Genomic DNA, 15,187 nt, shown 5'->3' on the forward strand with positions numbered 1-15,187 from the left:
ACATAATGCCGCTGTCCCCGCCCCTGGGCATGCTTGTGCCCGAACATCTGACACTCTTGAAGGCGTGAATCCGTCCACTGCACAAGCCACAGCCGTCGTCGACGAACTGGTTCGTGGTGGCGTGCGTGAAGTCGTGCTGTGTCCAGGCTCTCGCAACGCGCCCCTCGCATTTGCCCTCCAGGCCGCCGATCTCGACGGCCGGTTGCGTCTGCACATGCGGATCGACGAGCGGACAGCAGGCTTTCTGGCACTCGGACTGGCAATCGCCGGGAAACGACCGGTCCCCATCGTGATGACTTCCGGGACCGCCGTCGCGAATCTCGGACCCGCTGTCCTCGAGGCCAACTACGCGCGAGTGCCGCTGGTGGTCCTGAGCGCCAACCGGCCGTACGAGATGCTCGGCACCGGCGCCAACCAGACCGTCGAGCAACTCGGGCTCTTCGGCAGTCAAGTCCGCGCAACCATCAGCCTGGGCCTGGCGGAGGACGATTCGACGCAGAACAGCCAGTGGCGCTCGGCGGTCTGCCGGGTCCTCGCCGCTGCCCGCGGAACCCGATCCGGAAACGCGGGTCCGGTGCATTTCGACATTCCACTTCGTGAGCCGCTGGTGCCGGACGTGCACGTGCAGGGACCGGTCCCGGAGGGCCGTCCCGGCGGTGCGGCCTGGACCACCACCCAGAATGCGACGCTCGACGTTCCCGTCGATCTGGATCTGACCGCAGATACGGTGGTCATTTCCGGACACGGCAGCGCACTTCGGCCTGAGCTGGCCGGCCTGCCGACGGTGGCCGAGCCGACGGCTCCGATGCACGGGATCGCACTGCATCCACTCGCGCTCTCGCAACTCAAGCCCAAGCAGGCGATCATCACCGGCCGCCCGACGTTGCATCGTCAGGTCTCGAAGGTGCTGGCCGACCCGGGCGTCGACGTCTACGCGCTGACTACCGGGCCGCGCTGGCCGGACGTATCCGGCAACGTACTCGCCACCGGAACCAGAGCAGTGGTCACCGGGACTCCCGATCCCGCCTGGATCGCTCGATGTGCCGCGCTGACCGAACACGCCGAAACTGCCGTCCGCAAGCAACTCGACGCCCACCCCAAGGCCACCGGCCTGCACGTGGCAGCTGCTGTGATGGATGCTCTCGCGGACGGCGACCAGCTTCTGCTCGGCGCATCCAACCCTGTTCGCGACGCGGCACTCGTGAGCTATCCCAAGCCCGCCGTACGGGTGCTGTCGAATCGCGGCGTCGCAGGTATCGACGGCACCGTCTCGGCGGCGGTGGGCGCCGCGTTGGCGTACGAGGGCGGCCGGACCGTCGCGCTCATGGGCGACCTGACCTTCCTGCACGACGCGTCCGGGCTGCTGATCGGGACCGGTGAGCCGAGGCCGAGCGATCTCACCATCGTCGTGGCCAACGACGACGGCGGCGGTATCTTCGAGCTCCTCGAACAAGGCGACCCGCAGTACGCCGGAGTCTTCGAGCGAGTGTTCGGAACACCACACGGCATGGACCTCGCTGCGCTGTGCGCGGCCTACCGCGTGCCGCACGCAGCGGTCACCGTCGACGCCCTGGCAACGACGCTGGCGCAACCGGCCAACGGCATTCGTGTGCTCGAGGTCGCGACGGATCGCAGTGGGCTGCGCGAACTCCACGCTTCCGTGCGGGCACAGCTGTGACGCAAACAGTTCTGCGTCGCCTCCGCATCGGTGTGCTGGTGGTTGCGGTCGGCATTTCCGTGCTCGCGGTGATCCTGGTTCTCGGTGCCTGGCGCAACGATCGGACCATCGAATCGAACATGGGTACCGCAACTGCCGAGGTGCTCTCGGCAGGCTCGCTACGTTCGGCGATCAGCTTCGTGACACCGGACGGCGCCAACCACAACCCTGAACTCGGCGTGCTCTACCCCACCAATCTGACTGTGGGACAACGCATCGAGGTGGAGTACTCCAAAGCCGACCCTGATTTGGTCCGGGTAGCGGGACGCAACGCGACGGTGGCGCTGATCCCGGCAGGATCGGTGATCGTCGTGACGTGGCTCCTGGCTGGACCGTCGATCTGGTACCTGCGCAAGCGGGAAGCGCAGGCGGCAAGTTCGGCGCCGGTCGCCTCGAGTTAGTTCGCGCTTCGCCCGAACTTCACACGAACATGACGTGGACTTTTCCTGGCCCTGTCACCGTTCTCGGTGTGAGAGTAGCCATCGTTGCGGAGTCATTCCTGCCCAACATGAACGGCGTCACCAACTCGGTACTACGCGTGCTCGAACACCTCGATCGCACTGGCCACGACGCCATGGTCATTGCGCCGGACACTGTCGGATCCGACACCTCTGCCGCCACCGAACACGAAGGCGTTCAGGTGGTTCGGGTGCCAGCCGTCATGGTGCCCAAAGTCAGTTCACTTCCCGTCGGCCTGCCGCAACCACGATTGACCACGGCCGTGCGGACCTTCGCGCCCGACGTCGTCCATCTGGCGTCACCGTTCCTGCTCGGCGCCGGGGGAGTGGCCGTCGCGAAGCGGCTCGGGATCCCGACCGTCGCGGTCTACCAGACCGACGTCGCCGGATTTGCCGAAAGCTACGGTCTCGGCGTCACCAGCCGCGCCGCATGGGCGTGGACCCGTCGAATCCACAAGAGCTGCAACAGGACACTCGCGCCCTCCACGTCGGCAGTCGACGCCCTCGAAGAGCACGGCATTCCGCGCGTGCACCGATGGGCCCGCGGCGTCGACGCACAACGATTCGCGCCTTCGCGTCGTAGCTCGGTGTTGCGGCGGTCCTGGATCGGTGACAGCGACCGGTTGGTGGTCGGCTTCGTCGGTCGCCTCGCGCCCGAAAAGCACGTCGAGCGACTGGCGGTGCTGGCGGCCGATCCCAGCGTGCAGATCGTGATCGTCGGAGACGGCCCGGATCGCGAGAACCTACGACGACTGATGCCGGACGCGATCTTCACCGGACAACTGGGCGGTACCGCGCTGGCCGACGCCTACGCGAGCCTGGACGTGTTCGTTCACCCCGGCGAGCACGAGACCTTTTGCCAGGCGGTCCAGGAAGCCCTCGCGAGCGGTGTGCCTGTCGTCGGACCGGACGCCGGCGGACCACGTGACCTGATCTCGCATTGCCGCAACGGCTACCTCCTGCCGACGGACAGGTTCACCGAACTCCTGCCAAGCGCAGTCGACGCACTTCGTCAGCGTGATCTGCGGGTGCAGTTCGGCTCCGCGGCGAGGCGCTCGGTGCTGCACCGGACCTGGCCGGCAATCTGCGAAGAGTTGCTCCGTCACTACGAGGACGTGCGGGGCCTCGGGCGGCGAACGGGTGCCAGCGCAGCCTGAACGCCCTCGCTGCCCGAGGGTTGGTAGCGTTTCGGGTGTGGCCACTACACACGGAACCCGAGCAACTCTCGAGAAGCAACCGCACGAAGTCGCGTCGATGTTCGACGACGTCGCGGAGCGATACGACCTCACCAACACCGTGCTGTCCTTCGGCCAGGACAAGGGTTGGCGCAAGGCCACCCGCGAAGCCCTCGACCTCAAGCCGGGCGAGAAGGTGCTCGACCTCGCCGCCGGAACCGGAGTCTCGACCGTCGAACTGGGGCGCTCCGGTGCCTGGTGCGTCGCCACCGACTTCTCCAAGGGAATGCTCAAGGCCGGAATCTCGCGCAAGGTTCCGATGGTCGCAGGTGACGCGATGTACCTGCCCTATGCCGACAACGTGTTCGACGCCGCGACGATTTCCTTCGGCCTGCGCAACGTCTCCGACTTCGAAGCCGGACTGCGTGAGATCGCCCGCGTCACCAAGCCGGGCGGACGTCTCGTCGTCAGCGAGTTCTCGACGCCCGTCTTCGGGCCCTTCCGCACGGTCTACATGGAGTACCTGATGAAGGCGCTCCCGCAGGTCGCACGCACCGTCAGCAGCAACCCCGACGCCTACGTCTACCTCGCCGAATCGATCCGCGCCTGGCCGACCCAGGAAGAGTTGGCCCGCAAGATCGAGGCTGCCGGCTGGAAGAACGTCAAGTGGCGCAACCTCACCGGCGGCATCGTGGCGCTGCATTACGCCACTGCCTGAACTGCTGTGCGCCTTTATTAACCCCCGGCGGTTAATAAAGGCGCACAGCACTTGCTCAACCGAACAGCGGTCGGGAGTCGATCTTTCTCGACGCGGCCCCCGACGCACGCCATGCCTTCGCCGTCAGATCGACGTCGGCGTCGGTGACGAGGTTCCCCATCACCCGAACGGCGACCGTCATCAGTGCCCGTGAGCGCATCGCGATCGGACCCGACGCGGGCAGGAACTGCGGAACCGTCAGCAGGCCTGCGAGCCGGCGCGCGACCGAGAACGCCTGCCCGTAGTGCTCCCGAAGCACGGTCGGCCACAGCTCCGTCAGATCGTCGGCGCCGAGCTGTTCGACCACCAGACGTCCGCCTTCGAGGCCGTAGTCGATGCCCTCACCGTTGAGCGGGTTCACGCACGCTGCGGCGTCGCCGATCACGGCCCAGTTGCGTCCGGCGATGTTGGAGACGGCGCCGCCCATGGGTAGCAAAGCCGAAGCGACGGAATGTATCTCGCTGCTCCACTGCCACTCGCTTCGGCGCTGGTCGGTGTACAAGTCGAGCAAGGGACGCAGGGCACCCGGCGCCGGGCGCCTGGACGTCGCCAGTGTCCCGACGCCGATGTTCACCTCGCCGGTACCGAGCGGGAAGATCCAGCCGTACCCCGCCTGCAACGTGCCCTCGGTGTCCCGCAGTTCCAGATGCGAGGTGATCCACGGGTCGGCGCTGCGCGGCGTCGCGACATACGCGCGTGCCGCGACGCCGTACGCGGTGTCCCGGTGCCACTGCCGTCCCAGCTTCTTGCCGAGCGTCGAGCGAACGCCGTCGGCGATGATCAGCGTCCGACAACGAAGGGTGCTTCGTCCCGAGGGGCCGGCGAGTACGACGGCGGCTACTCGATCACCGTCGAGTTCGACGTCGACGGCCTTGGTGCCCTCGACCATGACCGCGCCCGATTCGACGGCGCACCGGCGAATGGCGTCGTCGAGTTCGGTGCGGGGGATGGCGCTGCCGATCGGCGGGAACGACGTCCCCGGCCACTCGAGTTCGAGTTCTTGTCCGAAGCCGGACAACCGCAGGCCCTTGTTCGTCGTGTGTGACCGAACCCACTCGCCGAGGCCGAGGAGATCTAGTTCGGCCACGGCGCGCGGAGTGAGTCCATCACCACAAGTCTTGTCTCGCGGGAAGACGGCAGCGTCCACGAGGACGACGTCTCGGCCGCTGCGGGCGGCCCATGCAGCGGCCGAAGAACCCGCGGGACCTGCGCCGATGACCACAATGTCGGTTTCGTTCGGAAGCGAATCGACGACGGGGGACTGCTCTTCTACGGACACACTCACATCTTCCCAGGCTCGCGATCGCCACCGTGGCGAGGCCGTCCCGAGTGCGAACCGCTAGGTTCACTACCGTGGGAACCGAGCCGTCACTGACGACAGGAATGGGTACTGACATCGTGAGCACCGAAAAGACTGCTGCCGACGCAACCGCATCGAGCACCGTCGTTGCAGGCATCGACCTGGGCGACGAACAGCTCGCCGCAGTAGTGCGTGGTGGACTCTCCGATGTCGAGGAGTTGTTGGTCAGCGAGCTGTCCGACGGAGAAGACTTCCTCACCGAGGCCGCGCTGCATCTCGCGCGAGCTGGTGGAAAGCGCTTCCGTCCGTTGTTCACGATCCTGACCGCGCAACTCGGACCGGTGCCGAACGATCCGTCGATCATCACCGCAGCGACTGTCACCGAACTCGTTCACCTGGCGACGCTCTATCACGACGACGTCATGGACGAGGCGTCCATGCGGCGCGGAGCACCCAGCGCCAACGCCCGCTGGGGAAACAGTGTGGCGATCCTGGCCGGCGACTATCTGTTCGCGCACGCATCACGACTGGTGTCGACGCTCGGACCCGAGGCCGTTCGGATCATCGCCGAAACATTCGCCGAACTGGTCACCGGCCAGATGCGCGAGACGATCGGTGTCAAGAAGGAGCAGGATCCGGTCGAGCACTACCTCAAGGTCGTGTGGGAGAAGACCGGTTCGCTGATCGCTGCTTCGGGACGCTTCGGCGGCACTTTCTCCGGCGCCGACGCAGCTCACATCGAGCGCCTCGAGCGCCTGGGTGACGCCGTCGGCACCGCGTTCCAGATCTCCGACGACATCATCGACATCTCGTCCGTCTCGGCGCAGTCCGGCAAGACGCCCGGCACCGACCTGCGCGAGGGAGTCCACACCCTGCCCGTCCTGTACGCCTTCCGCGAAGAAGGGGCCGACGCAGATCGCCTGCGGCAGCTGCTCGCGGGCCCGGTTACCGAAGATGCCCTGGTAGAAGAGGCCCTCGAACTGCTCGAGCGTTCGCCGGGCATGGTCAAGGCGAAGGCAAAGCTGGGCGAGTATGCCGTCGCGGCGAAAGCTCAGTTGGCTGAGCTCCCGCAGGGACCGGCCAACGAAGCGCTCGTGCGTCTCGTCGATTACACGATCGAACGAGTCGGCTGACACCTCGGCGAATCGGGGCTACCGGGTGGAAACCCCGACAGTCACTGGGTGGGAACCCTGATGACCCTGTCCTTCGTTGACTGAACAGAACCGGTGCATACACCGGGGAGTTCGGGTGAGCCTTCGGCTCCAGCGAGGCAAGAGGTGAGCGGTTTGCACGGCTACGCGAACGGTGCGAAGACATTCGGCTTGTTGGTGGGGATGTCGGCGCTGATCGTCTTCATCGGCTCGCTGTTCAACAGCCCGTTCCTTCTGTGGGGATCCGTTCTGTTTGCCGTCGGCATGAATGCCTACGTGTACTTCAACAGCGACAAGCTGGCGCTTCGATCGATGCGCGCCCAGCCCATCACCGAGGTCGAGGCACCGGCGATCTACCGGATCGTGCGCGAACTCGCCACGACGGCGCACCAACCGATGCCCAGGCTGTACATCAGCCCCACGAACGCCCCGAACGCGTTTGCCACCGGTCGTAGCCCTCGGCACGCCGCGGTGTGCGTGACCAGCGGCATCATGCAGATCCTGAACGAACGCGAACTGCGCGCCGTACTCGGGCACGAACTCTCTCACGTCTACAACCGGGACATTTTGATCTCGTCCGTGGCCGGCGCGATGGCCAGCGTTATCTCTGGCCTGGCCAACTTCGCGATGTACGCGAGCATCTTCGGCGGCCGAGGGAACGGGCAGGGAAGCAATCCGATCGCGCTGCTGCTCGTCTCCCTGCTGGGACCGATCGCGGCAACCGTGGTCAAGCTGGCCGTCTCGCGCTCTCGCGAGTACCAGGCGGATCAATCGGGAGCCGAGCTCACCGGTGACCCGCTGGCGTTGGCGTCGGCGCTGCGCAAGCTCGAGTCGGGCGTGGCAGCCGCGCCGTTGCCGCCTGAGCCCAAGCTCGCGGCGCAGTCCCACCTGATGATTGCCAACCCCTTCAGAGCGGGGGACAAGGTGAGCAAGCTGTTCTCGACACATCCGCCCATGGCGGATCGTATCGAGCGTTTGGAGAAGATGGCCGGGATGTAGGGGCCTTCGGCCCCTGTGAGCCTTTCTGGTCGTCGGAACTACCAAAAAGGCGCACAGGGGCACAGCCCCTACTACCGGTAGTTCACGAACTGCAGGGCGATCCCGAAGTCCTCACCCTTGAGCAGGGAGATGACGCCCTGGAGGTCGTCGCGCTTCTTGCTGCTCACACGAAGTTCCTCACCCTGGATCTGCGCCTTGACACCCTTGGGGCCCTCGTCGCGAATCTTCTTGGTGATCTTCTTCGCGTTCTCGCTGCTGATGCCCTGGACCAAGGTTCCGGACAGCTTGTAGATCTTTCCGGACTGCGCCGGCTCGCCGGCATCGAATGCCTTCAGCGAGATGTCACGACGGATCAACTTCTCCTTGAACACGTCGAGGGCGGCCAGCAGTCGCTCCTCGGTGTCGGCGTTCAACGTGATCGTCTCTTCACCAGACCACTCGATCGACGCTCCCGTGTTTCGGAAGTCGAAACGCGTGGTCAACTCCTTGGCAGCCTGATGCAGGGCGTTGTCCACCTCTTGACGGTCAACCTTGCTCACCACGTCGAAGGACGAATCAGCCACTTCACACTCCCGCTTTCCGGTAGTTCACGAACATCGAGTTCCGCCCACCTTCCATACCGGTGGACACCTCGACGTTATCGGGTCGGCACCGCCCGTTACCACCCGGTTTGCAAAATGGGGGTGTGTTCGTTGTATTCTTCTCACCGCACCGAGGAAGCCGTTTTCGGCCGCCGCACGTCGCGATATACTTGCGAATGCGCCGGATCGAAGCCTGGTGCAAGCACGGCAGATTGCCCGAGCGGCCAATGGGAGCGGACTGTAAATCCGTCGGCTTATGCCTACGTAGGTTCGAATCCTACATCTGCCACACCAAGTCAGCCCCGATTCTCTTCGCGAGAGTCGGGGCTGACTTTTTTTGTGCGTGTACCGAGGTCGAGCGCGCGTTGGCGACGCAGGCGCCGGCTTCGGCTCAGGGGTGTCGGGGGTGTCGGGGGCTCAGGGGCCTCGGGATGGGCACCGGGGGATGGTTTCAGGGGGAGTGCAGGGTCGAGACTGGTTCCCGCAAAGCCCTCGCCAGCGGCCCCGATCGGTGCAACAATGGGCTCCGGCACCATTTTTGCCCCGATGACCAGCGGATTTGGTGCTGGCGCTCGTTCGTGTGTAATCTTTCGGAGGCTTCAAGAGAGCGGCAACGCGCTCCTGAGCCACGCCCCCTTAGCTCAGTCGGTAGAGCGTTTCCATGGTAAGGAAAAGGTCAACGGTTCGATTCCGTTAGGGGGCTCGCTGGATTGTGGTGCCGTGCTTTCCGCGCGACACTCGACACCGAGGCGGTGTAGCTCAGTTGGTAGAGCAAACGACTCATAATCGTTGCGTCGCCGGTTCAAGTCCGGTCACCGCTACACAATATGCATGATCCACCCTGATTGCTCGTAATCAGATACACCCGAAAGAAGGCATCCCGTGGCCTCCTCGACCGACGTTCGGCCCAAGATCACCTTGGCCTGCGAGGTATGCAAGCACCGCAACTACATCACCAAGAAGAATCGGCGCAACGACCCCGATCGCCTGGAGCTCAAGAAGTTCTGCCCCAACTGCGGAACCCACCAGTCGCATCGCGAGTCGAAGTAGTAAGTCCTTAACAGGACGACGATTTTCGCGGAAGACCCTCTCTGGGCCTGCGTCTTCGGGTCCTAGCTAGAAGAGAGTCTCACCGCGTGACAGATTTGCAAGAGAACCAGGCAGCGGCCGAGGTCCCTACGGACCCGGCCGCTCATGCCGTCCAGATGGTCGGTCACCACTATCGTGTCGAAGACTTCTACGAGGTCGGACGCGAGAAGGTGCGCGAGTTCGCTCGCGCCGTCCAGGACGCCCATCCCGCGCACTACGACGAGTCGGCAGCCAAGGGCCTCGGATACGACGGCCTGATCGCTCCCATCACGTTCGTCGCCATCGTGGGTGCCATTGCTCAGCGACGTCTGTTCGAAGAGATCGTCACAGGCTACGACCTGAGTCAGATTCTTCAGACCGATCAGCGCTTGGTGCTGCACAAGCCCATGCAGGTCGGTGACCGACTCTTCTGCGACGTCTTCCTGGATTCGTTCAGGCAGGCCGCAGGTAGCGACATCATCGTGACCAAGAACATCATCACCGATCAGAACGACGAAGCCGTCGTCACCACGTGGACGACGCTTGTTGCTCGAACGGGTGGGGAAGTGGACGAGAACATCGCCCACGCAGTCAAGGACGTGATGATGCATGTCGCTTCGTAAATTTTCCGACGTGAGTGTCGGCGAACTTCTCCCCGAGAAGTCCGTCACCCTGACGCGTGGAAACCTCGCCAACTACGCGGGTGTTTCGGGAGATCCCAATCCGATTCACTTCAGTGACGAGGTCGCACGACTTGCCGGCTTGCCGGACGTCGTCGCGCACGGCATGCTCTCCATGGGCATCGGTGCCGGCTACGTCACCGAATGGCTGGGAGATCCGGGCGCAGTGACCGAGTACAACGTACGGTTCACGAGCCCGGTGATCGTGGCAGCCGACAAGGCTGCCGAGATCGAGTTCACCGCCAAGGTGAAGTCGATCGACGAAGAAAGCAAGACCGCAGTACTGGCAATTGTGGCCAAGTCCGAAGGTAAGAAGATCTTCGGTCGTGCCACTGCCACGGTCCGTCTAGCCTGATCGCAGGGCGGATTGTGTTTGTTCCGGGGCTTTGAAGTACACTGAGATTTCTGGGATTCCTCAGCGCTGCGCGCTGCCCTGAATGTTGCAAGACATTCACCTCGGGTAGCGCGTATGTTGTGTGATCGCAGAACGGTTGATTCAGGCAGGGTCTACCTGTCGAGGTCAACCAAAGGGGCGTAGCTCAACTGGCAGAGCAGCGGTCTCCAAAACCGCAGGTTGCAGGTTCAAGTCCTGTCGCCCCTGCCCCCGGATGCCAGCGACTGAGAGGAACGACGTGAGCGAGGAGCGCGCCAAGCGCGACGCCGACACTTCGGATGCGGAGACTTCACTGTCTGCCGATTCGACCGGTGTCGACGACACTGCAGCTGACGCGACTACGCGTTCCGATCTTTCGTTGGACAAGGACGGTGCCGAGAAGGCTCCCTCCGCATCCAGTGGGGTTTCCAACAAGCCGACCGGCAAGCGCGCTGCACGCGGCGCCTCGGTCAGCGCGTCCACCGTGAAGACTCCGGCCCGGACGGCATCCCGGACATCTTCGGCCAAGCCGACTGCAACGAACCCCGGCAAGAAGCCCAAGGCGAAGAAGGACAACATCTTCAAGCGCCTGCGCAAATTCTTCCGCGAGGTCATCGCAGAACTCCGTAAGGTCATCTGGCCGAACCGCAAGCAGATGATCACCTACACCAGCGTCGTGCTGACGTTCGTGGTCTTCATGGTCGCTTTCATCAGCGGCGTCGATATCGCTGTGATCAAGGGTGTCACCTGGCTGTTCGGCTGATCGCCGTAGCAGTCGGGCGTCTTTGCCTGCGAGCGCGACAAGACCCGACCCGGGTCCGAGTAACGAGAGGAAGCGAGTGCCCCAGTGAGCACCCCCGAGAACGACACGAATGAGGCTTTGGCCGAAGAGCGTGTTTCTGCCGAGGCGGCAGCCGAAGTAGACGTCGTGGTTGCCGAAGGCACCGATGCAGACGTTGCCGAAGGCACTGATGCAGACGCTGCAGCGACCGAGGACGTCATCTCCGACGATGCCGAGAACTCCGACGAGGCCGCTCCCGCCGCCGAGCTCGAGGTCGAGGATCCCGTTGCCGAACTCAAGGCTGCGCTGCGCCGCGCCCCGGGTGACTGGTACGTCATCCACTCGTACGCCGGTTACGAGAACAAGGTCAAGACCAACCTCGAGACTCGCGTTCAGAACCTCGATGTCGGCGACTACATCTTCCAGGTGGAAGTTCCCACCGAAGAGGTCACCGAGATCAAGAACGGCCAGCGCAAGCAGGTCAACCGCAAGGTTCTGCCCGGATACATCCTCGTTCGCATGGAGCTCAACGACGAGTCGTGGGGCGCCGTGCGCAACACGCCTGGTGTCACCGGTTTTGTCGGTGCCACGTCGCGTCCCTCGCCGCTGACCCTCAACGAGGTCGTCAAGTTCCTGCTCCCGCAGCAGGAGCAGAAGAAGCAGCAGGCTGCAGCGGCCGCCGTCGCAGCAGGCGAGGCACCGTCCGAGTCCTTCGGCAAGCCCCTCATCGAGGTCGACTTCGAGGTCGGCGAGTCGGTCACCGTCATGGACGGCCCGTTCGCAACCCTTCCGGCCAGCATCAGCGAGGTCAACGGCGAGCAGCAGAAGCTCAAGGTTCTCGTGTCGATCTTCGGTCGTGAAACCCCGGTTGAGCTCAACTTCAACCAGGTCGCGAAGATCTGACCACCCCAAAACTTGCAATTTGTTCGACGCAAGACACACACCCAAGCTAGAAACTAGGAACTAGAGATGCCCCCAAAGAAGAAGAAGCTCGCCGGGCTCATCAAGCTGCAGATCCAGGCAGGTCAGGCTAACCCTGCACCTCCCGTGGGTCCCGCGCTCGGTCAGCACGGCGTGAACATCATGGAGTTCTGCAAGGCCTACAACGCGGCGACTGAGTCCCAGCGCGGCAACGTTGTGCCGGTCGAGATCTCGGTCTACGAAGACCGGACCTTCGATTTCAAGCTGAAGACCCCTCCCGCCGCCAAGCTGCTCCTCAAGGCAGCCGGCGTCGCCAAGGGCTCCGGCGAACCGCACAAGACCAAGGTTGCCTCGGTGACCATGGATCAGGTGCGCGAAATCGCGAAGACCAAGGCTGAAGACCTCAATGCCAATGACATCGAGCAGGCCGCGAAGATCATCGCCGGCACCGCTCGTTCCATGGGCATCACGGTCCAGGGCTGATAGTCCGCTCCACAGCATTACGTGGGAGGGCCGGCCAGGCCCCGACCACAACTGAACCATTCACCACTGCACAGGTAATTCGCTGCAGTGACAAGTAAGGACAGAACAAATGGCAAAGCGCAGCAAGGCGTACCTCGCCGCCGCTGAGAAGATCGACGCAGACAAGCTCTACAGCCCGCTTCAGGCTGCAAAGCTCGCCAAGGAGACGTCGTCCACCAAGATGGATGCAACCGTTGAGGTTGCAGTTCGTCTGGGCGTCGACCCCCGTAAGGCTGACCAGATGGTCCGCGGAACGGTCAACCTGCCCCACGGCACCGGTAAGACCGCTCGCGTCATCGTGTTCGCTGTTGGCGAGAAGGCAGCAGAAGCCGAGGCTGCAGGCGCTGACGTAGTCGGTGCAGAAGACCTGATCGAGCGCATCCAGGGTGGATGGGTCGATTTCGACGCCGCAATCGCGACTCCTGATCAGATGGCCAAGGTCGGCCGCATCGCCCGTGTCCTCGGACCGCGTGGCCTGATGCCGAACCCGAAGACGGGCACCGTCACGGCGGATGTCACCAAGGCTGTCAACGACATCAAGGGCGGAAAGATCAACTTCCGCGTCGACAAGCAGGCCAACCTGCACTTCGTCATCGGCAAGGCATCGTTCGACGATGAGAAGCTGGTGGAGAACTACGGCGCAGCCCTGGACGAGATCCTGCGTGCGAAGCCCTCGTCGGCCAAGGGTCGCTACGTGAAGAAGATCACGGTCTCGACCACCACCGGTCCGGGCATCCCGGTGGATCCGAACCGTACTCGCAACCTCCTCGAGGATGCTGCAGACGCGTAAGCAGTCCGCATACGAACAAGAAGGCCGGCAGGGATCACTCCCTGCCGGCCTTCTTGCCGTTTCGGGAGAGTGTGATCCCTGCCGGTGGTATCGGTCCATCGGTGGTATCGGTCCAACGGTGGTATCGATCTAACGGTGGCATCATCGGGGTATGCACGAAGCGTTCCAGTTCCTCGGAAACTTTTGGTGGCTGATCTTCGTTTTCGGCGGCACCATCGGTGGGGCGCTGAAGGGTGTCGCGGTTGCCAACGAAAGGCGGATCGAGCGCCGGCAAGAGCGCTTCCGGCTCAAGCAGCAGACCAAGGTCGCCATCGCGCAGGCCAACGCGCAACATCACGCCGACGAAGAAACACAGCGCCGAGAGCTGGCCAAGGCCATCGAGCAGCACGATGCGGTCGACGTCCGATGGTTCGCGTACGAGCTCGACCCGGTCACACTGCTCGACACCCCGATGATGACGGACATGCGCGAGCCTTTGACCGCCGAGTTTCATAGAGCCAAATATCGTGCCGATCTGCTTCGCCCAGGCAATCCGGAGACGATGATCGGCAACCAGCAGGCAAAAACCGAGTACCGCGAGGCGGTGCACGCTTACGCGATCGCCTTCGAAATCGCGGAAGCTGAGGCGAAGCGCCGCCGACGGAGCGGATTCACCCTCGACGAACAAGAGCGCCTGGTAAGGGCGCAACGTCTGCTGCGACTGGCCATGGACGAGGGCGCGACGCCACAGGAACGTCAGAGTGCGTATCGGAAGGCCCACAAGGAACTCGATGGACTGCTGGTGTTGCCGGACCGAGCTCGGGCAGCAATCGAACACAAGATCGCCAGGGCCATCGGTGCTTGAAGAAACCGGGTGCGTGACGAACCCGATTTGGTTATGCAGCGAGCAGTCAGGTAGTCTTCGACGCGGAGTTCAGTGCTGGATATGAACTTCACCCCAAAATCATGTTCTACCCAAGACCGTTGGTGATTGCACTCAGTGATGGGTGTGGTTGAAAGTCCGGGAGTGCCCGGCGGCCCACGTAGGTGAACGAGGTAGGGGGATAGCTTGATGTAGTGGTTCTACAGTTTGCCTGGTTATGCACTGCCTCGCTTTGCATCGTTACGCTGATTCGTAAGCCTCTTCTTCATGTTTCCTCTGTACGCCCCGTGCGCTTGCGCCGGGGCGTTTTGCATGTCGCGGACTGTGTCTTCTCGGGTTCACCCCGATGAGGTGCAGCGGTTCCTGAGTGGGACAACGACTGTCACGAGAGGAGGCGAAGTATGGCAAAGCCTGAGAAGGTTTCCGCAGTTGCGGAAATCACCGAGCAGTTCAAGGGTTCGACCGCCGCTGTGGTCACGGAATACCGTGGCCTTTCGGTTGGCAACATCACGACACTGCGACGCGCTCTCGGAGAAGGTGCCACCTACTCCGTCGCCAAGAACACCCTGGTCAAGCGTGCCGCCGCAGAGGCTGGCATCGAGGGCCTTGATGACCTGTTCGTTGGTCCGACCGCCATTGCATTCATCAAGGGCGAACCGGTCGACGCTGCGAAGGCTCTGAAGAACTTCGCTAAGGACAACAAGGCGCTCATCATCAAGGGCGGCTACATGGACGGCGCTGCGCTGTCCGTGGAAGAGGTCAACAAGATCGCGGATCTCGAATCCCGCGAAATCCTGTTGGCAAAGCTTGCCGGCGCGATGAAGGGCAACTTGGCAAAGGCCGCAGGCCTGTTCAATGCTCCCGCTTCGCAGATGGCCCGTCTGGCCGCTGCCCTGCAGGAGAAGAAGGCTGCAGAAGGCGGAGCCGCAGAGGCCCCCGCAGAGGCTGCCACCGAGGCTCCGGCCGAGGCCGAAGCCGAAAGCTGATCCGCACCCGCGCATCACTGCTATAACCCCGCCCGGTCGCGGATCAGCGACATGGGACTTACAGGA

At 63.4% G+C, this 15,187-nt stretch carries 17 protein-coding genes and 4 tRNA genes; 19 read left to right on the forward strand and 2 right to left on the reverse strand.

Annotation, left to right across the window (positions count from 1 at the left end; translation table 11 throughout):
• The first annotated feature begins 64 nt into the window (after nucleotides 1-64).
• From menD to QRN54_RS09495, 4 genes are all read left to right on the forward strand, one after another.
• Nucleotides 65-1,678 carry a 2-succinyl-5-enolpyruvyl-6-hydroxy-3-cyclohexene-1-carboxylic-acid synthase gene (menD, locus tag QRN54_RS09480; protein ID WP_003942063.1) on the forward strand — a complete coding sequence of 538 codons (1,614 nt, stop codon included), beginning with the start codon at nucleotides 65-67 and terminating at the stop codon, nucleotides 1,676-1,678.
• Nucleotides 1,675-2,118, forward strand: a complete 444-nt coding sequence (locus tag QRN54_RS09485; protein WP_007728471.1) for a DUF3592 domain-containing protein — start codon at nucleotides 1,675-1,677, stop codon at nucleotides 2,116-2,118. Before menD ends, QRN54_RS09485 begins: the two co-directional genes overlap by 4 nt.
• Nucleotides 2,119-2,186: 68 nt before the next feature.
• A complete protein-coding gene (locus QRN54_RS09490) occupies nucleotides 2,187-3,332 on the forward strand; it encodes a glycosyltransferase family 4 protein (protein WP_285181892.1) in 1,146 nt (381 codons plus the stop codon).
• Nucleotides 3,333-3,369: 37 nt separating this feature from the next.
• Entirely contained in the window at nucleotides 3,370-4,068 is a 699-nt protein-coding gene (locus tag QRN54_RS09495; protein WP_003941879.1) for a demethylmenaquinone methyltransferase, read from the forward strand.
• Nucleotides 4,069-4,123: 55 nt separating this feature from the next.
• On the opposite strand, the gene QRN54_RS09500 is transcribed toward QRN54_RS09495, so the two are convergent.
• Nucleotides 4,124-5,386, reverse strand: a complete 1,263-nt coding sequence (locus tag QRN54_RS09500; RefSeq protein WP_422395661.1) for a geranylgeranyl reductase family protein — start codon at nucleotides 5,384-5,386, stop codon at nucleotides 4,124-4,126.
• A gap of 104 nt (nucleotides 5,387-5,490) precedes the next feature.
• Between QRN54_RS09500 and QRN54_RS09505 the strand changes: the two genes are divergently transcribed.
• Both QRN54_RS09505 and htpX read left to right on the forward strand, forming a co-directional pair.
• Entirely contained in the window at nucleotides 5,491-6,540 is a 1,050-nt protein-coding gene (locus QRN54_RS09505; protein ID WP_047268905.1) for a polyprenyl synthetase family protein, read from the forward strand.
• Nucleotides 6,541-6,693: 153 nt separating this feature from the next.
• Nucleotides 6,694-7,557 carry a zinc metalloprotease HtpX gene (htpX, locus tag QRN54_RS09510; protein ID WP_029254860.1) on the forward strand — a complete coding sequence of 288 codons (864 nt, stop codon included), beginning with the start codon at nucleotides 6,694-6,696 and terminating at the stop codon, nucleotides 7,555-7,557.
• Between the two features lie 71 nt (nucleotides 7,558-7,628).
• On the opposite strand, the gene QRN54_RS09515 is transcribed toward htpX, so the two are convergent.
• Nucleotides 7,629-8,120, reverse strand: a complete 492-nt coding sequence (locus tag QRN54_RS09515; protein WP_003941854.1) for a YajQ family cyclic di-GMP-binding protein — start codon at nucleotides 8,118-8,120, stop codon at nucleotides 7,629-7,631.
• 224 nt (nucleotides 8,121-8,344) lie between these two features.
• Here QRN54_RS09515 and QRN54_RS09520 point away from each other — a divergent pair.
• The 13 genes from QRN54_RS09520 to rplJ all read left to right on the forward strand — a co-directional run bounded on the left by QRN54_RS09520 (nucleotide 8,345) and on the right by rplJ (nucleotide 15,121).
• A tRNA-Tyr gene (locus QRN54_RS09520) sits at nucleotides 8,345-8,427 on the forward strand.
• 341 nt (nucleotides 8,428-8,768) lie between these two features.
• Nucleotides 8,769-8,841 (forward strand) — tRNA-Thr (locus QRN54_RS09525).
• Between the two features lie 45 nt (nucleotides 8,842-8,886).
• Nucleotides 8,887-8,959: transfer RNA gene (locus QRN54_RS09530), tRNA-Met, on the forward strand.
• A gap of 61 nt (nucleotides 8,960-9,020) precedes the next feature.
• The gene (rpmG, locus tag QRN54_RS09535) at nucleotides 9,021-9,188 is read left to right on the forward strand and encodes a 50S ribosomal protein L33 (RefSeq protein ID WP_003941903.1); all 168 of its coding nucleotides are present in this window, start codon (nucleotides 9,021-9,023) and stop codon (nucleotides 9,186-9,188) included.
• A gap of 86 nt (nucleotides 9,189-9,274) precedes the next feature.
• Nucleotides 9,275-9,829: a (3R)-hydroxyacyl-ACP dehydratase subunit HadA gene (gene hadA / locus QRN54_RS09540; RefSeq protein WP_019744315.1), complete on the forward strand. Its 555-nt coding sequence runs from the start codon at nucleotides 9,275-9,277 to the stop codon at nucleotides 9,827-9,829.
• Nucleotides 9,816-10,241 (forward strand): (3R)-hydroxyacyl-ACP dehydratase subunit HadB, encoded by a 426-nt coding sequence (gene hadB / locus QRN54_RS09545; RefSeq protein ID WP_003941909.1) that lies wholly within the window; start codon nucleotides 9,816-9,818, stop codon nucleotides 10,239-10,241. The genes hadA and hadB overlap by 14 nt, the downstream gene beginning before the upstream one ends.
• A 173-nt stretch (nucleotides 10,242-10,414) precedes the next feature.
• A tRNA-Trp gene (locus QRN54_RS09550) sits at nucleotides 10,415-10,487 on the forward strand.
• 31 nt (nucleotides 10,488-10,518) lie between these two features.
• Nucleotides 10,519-11,022 (forward strand): preprotein translocase subunit SecE, encoded by a 504-nt coding sequence (gene secE / locus QRN54_RS09555; protein WP_064113968.1) that lies wholly within the window; start codon nucleotides 10,519-10,521, stop codon nucleotides 11,020-11,022.
• Nucleotides 11,023-11,106: 84 nt separating this feature from the next.
• A complete protein-coding gene (gene nusG, locus QRN54_RS09560; protein WP_003942049.1) occupies nucleotides 11,107-11,943 on the forward strand; it encodes a transcription termination/antitermination protein NusG in 837 nt (278 codons plus the stop codon).
• A gap of 66 nt (nucleotides 11,944-12,009) precedes the next feature.
• The gene (gene rplK / locus QRN54_RS09565) at nucleotides 12,010-12,444 is read left to right on the forward strand and encodes a 50S ribosomal protein L11 (RefSeq protein WP_003941896.1); all 435 of its coding nucleotides are present in this window, start codon (nucleotides 12,010-12,012) and stop codon (nucleotides 12,442-12,444) included.
• A 109-nt stretch (nucleotides 12,445-12,553) separates the two neighbouring features.
• Nucleotides 12,554-13,273 carry a 50S ribosomal protein L1 gene (rplA, locus tag QRN54_RS09570; protein WP_003941982.1) on the forward strand — a complete coding sequence of 240 codons (720 nt, stop codon included), beginning with the start codon at nucleotides 12,554-12,556 and terminating at the stop codon, nucleotides 13,271-13,273.
• Between the two features lie 151 nt (nucleotides 13,274-13,424).
• Nucleotides 13,425-14,117 carry a hypothetical protein gene (locus QRN54_RS09575; protein WP_065455913.1) on the forward strand — a complete coding sequence of 231 codons (693 nt, stop codon included), beginning with the start codon at nucleotides 13,425-13,427 and terminating at the stop codon, nucleotides 14,115-14,117.
• A gap of 419 nt (nucleotides 14,118-14,536) precedes the next feature.
• The gene (gene rplJ / locus QRN54_RS09580) at nucleotides 14,537-15,121 is read left to right on the forward strand and encodes a 50S ribosomal protein L10 (RefSeq protein ID WP_003942074.1); all 585 of its coding nucleotides are present in this window, start codon (nucleotides 14,537-14,539) and stop codon (nucleotides 15,119-15,121) included.
• The last annotated feature ends 66 nt before the right edge of the window (nucleotides 15,122-15,187 follow it).

This window comes from Rhodococcus sp. MEB032 (assembly GCF_030208925.1).
GTDB lineage: Bacteria > Actinomycetota > Actinomycetes > Mycobacteriales > Mycobacteriaceae > Rhodococcus_F > Rhodococcus_F qingshengii.

What these genes read in the sequence shown, in the direction of transcription:
- QRN54_RS09505 (WP_047268905.1), top strand. Translation starts at nt 5,491, where the DNA reads ATGGGTACTGACATCGTGAGCACCGAAAAGACTGCTGCCGACGCAACC.
- hadB (WP_003941909.1), top strand. Translation starts at nt 9,816, where the DNA reads ATGTCGCTTCGTAAATTTTCCGACGTGAGTGTCGGCGAACTTCTCCCC.
- rplK (WP_003941896.1), top strand. Translation starts at nt 12,010, where the DNA reads ATGCCCCCAAAGAAGAAGAAGCTCGCCGGGCTCATCAAGCTGCAGATC.
- rplA (WP_003941982.1), top strand. Translation starts at nt 12,554, where the DNA reads ATGGCAAAGCGCAGCAAGGCGTACCTCGCCGCCGCTGAGAAGATCGAC.
- QRN54_RS09575 (WP_065455913.1), top strand. Translation starts at nt 13,425, where the DNA reads ATGCACGAAGCGTTCCAGTTCCTCGGAAACTTTTGGTGGCTGATCTTC.
- rplJ (WP_003942074.1), top strand. Translation starts at nt 14,537, where the DNA reads ATGGCAAAGCCTGAGAAGGTTTCCGCAGTTGCGGAAATCACCGAGCAG.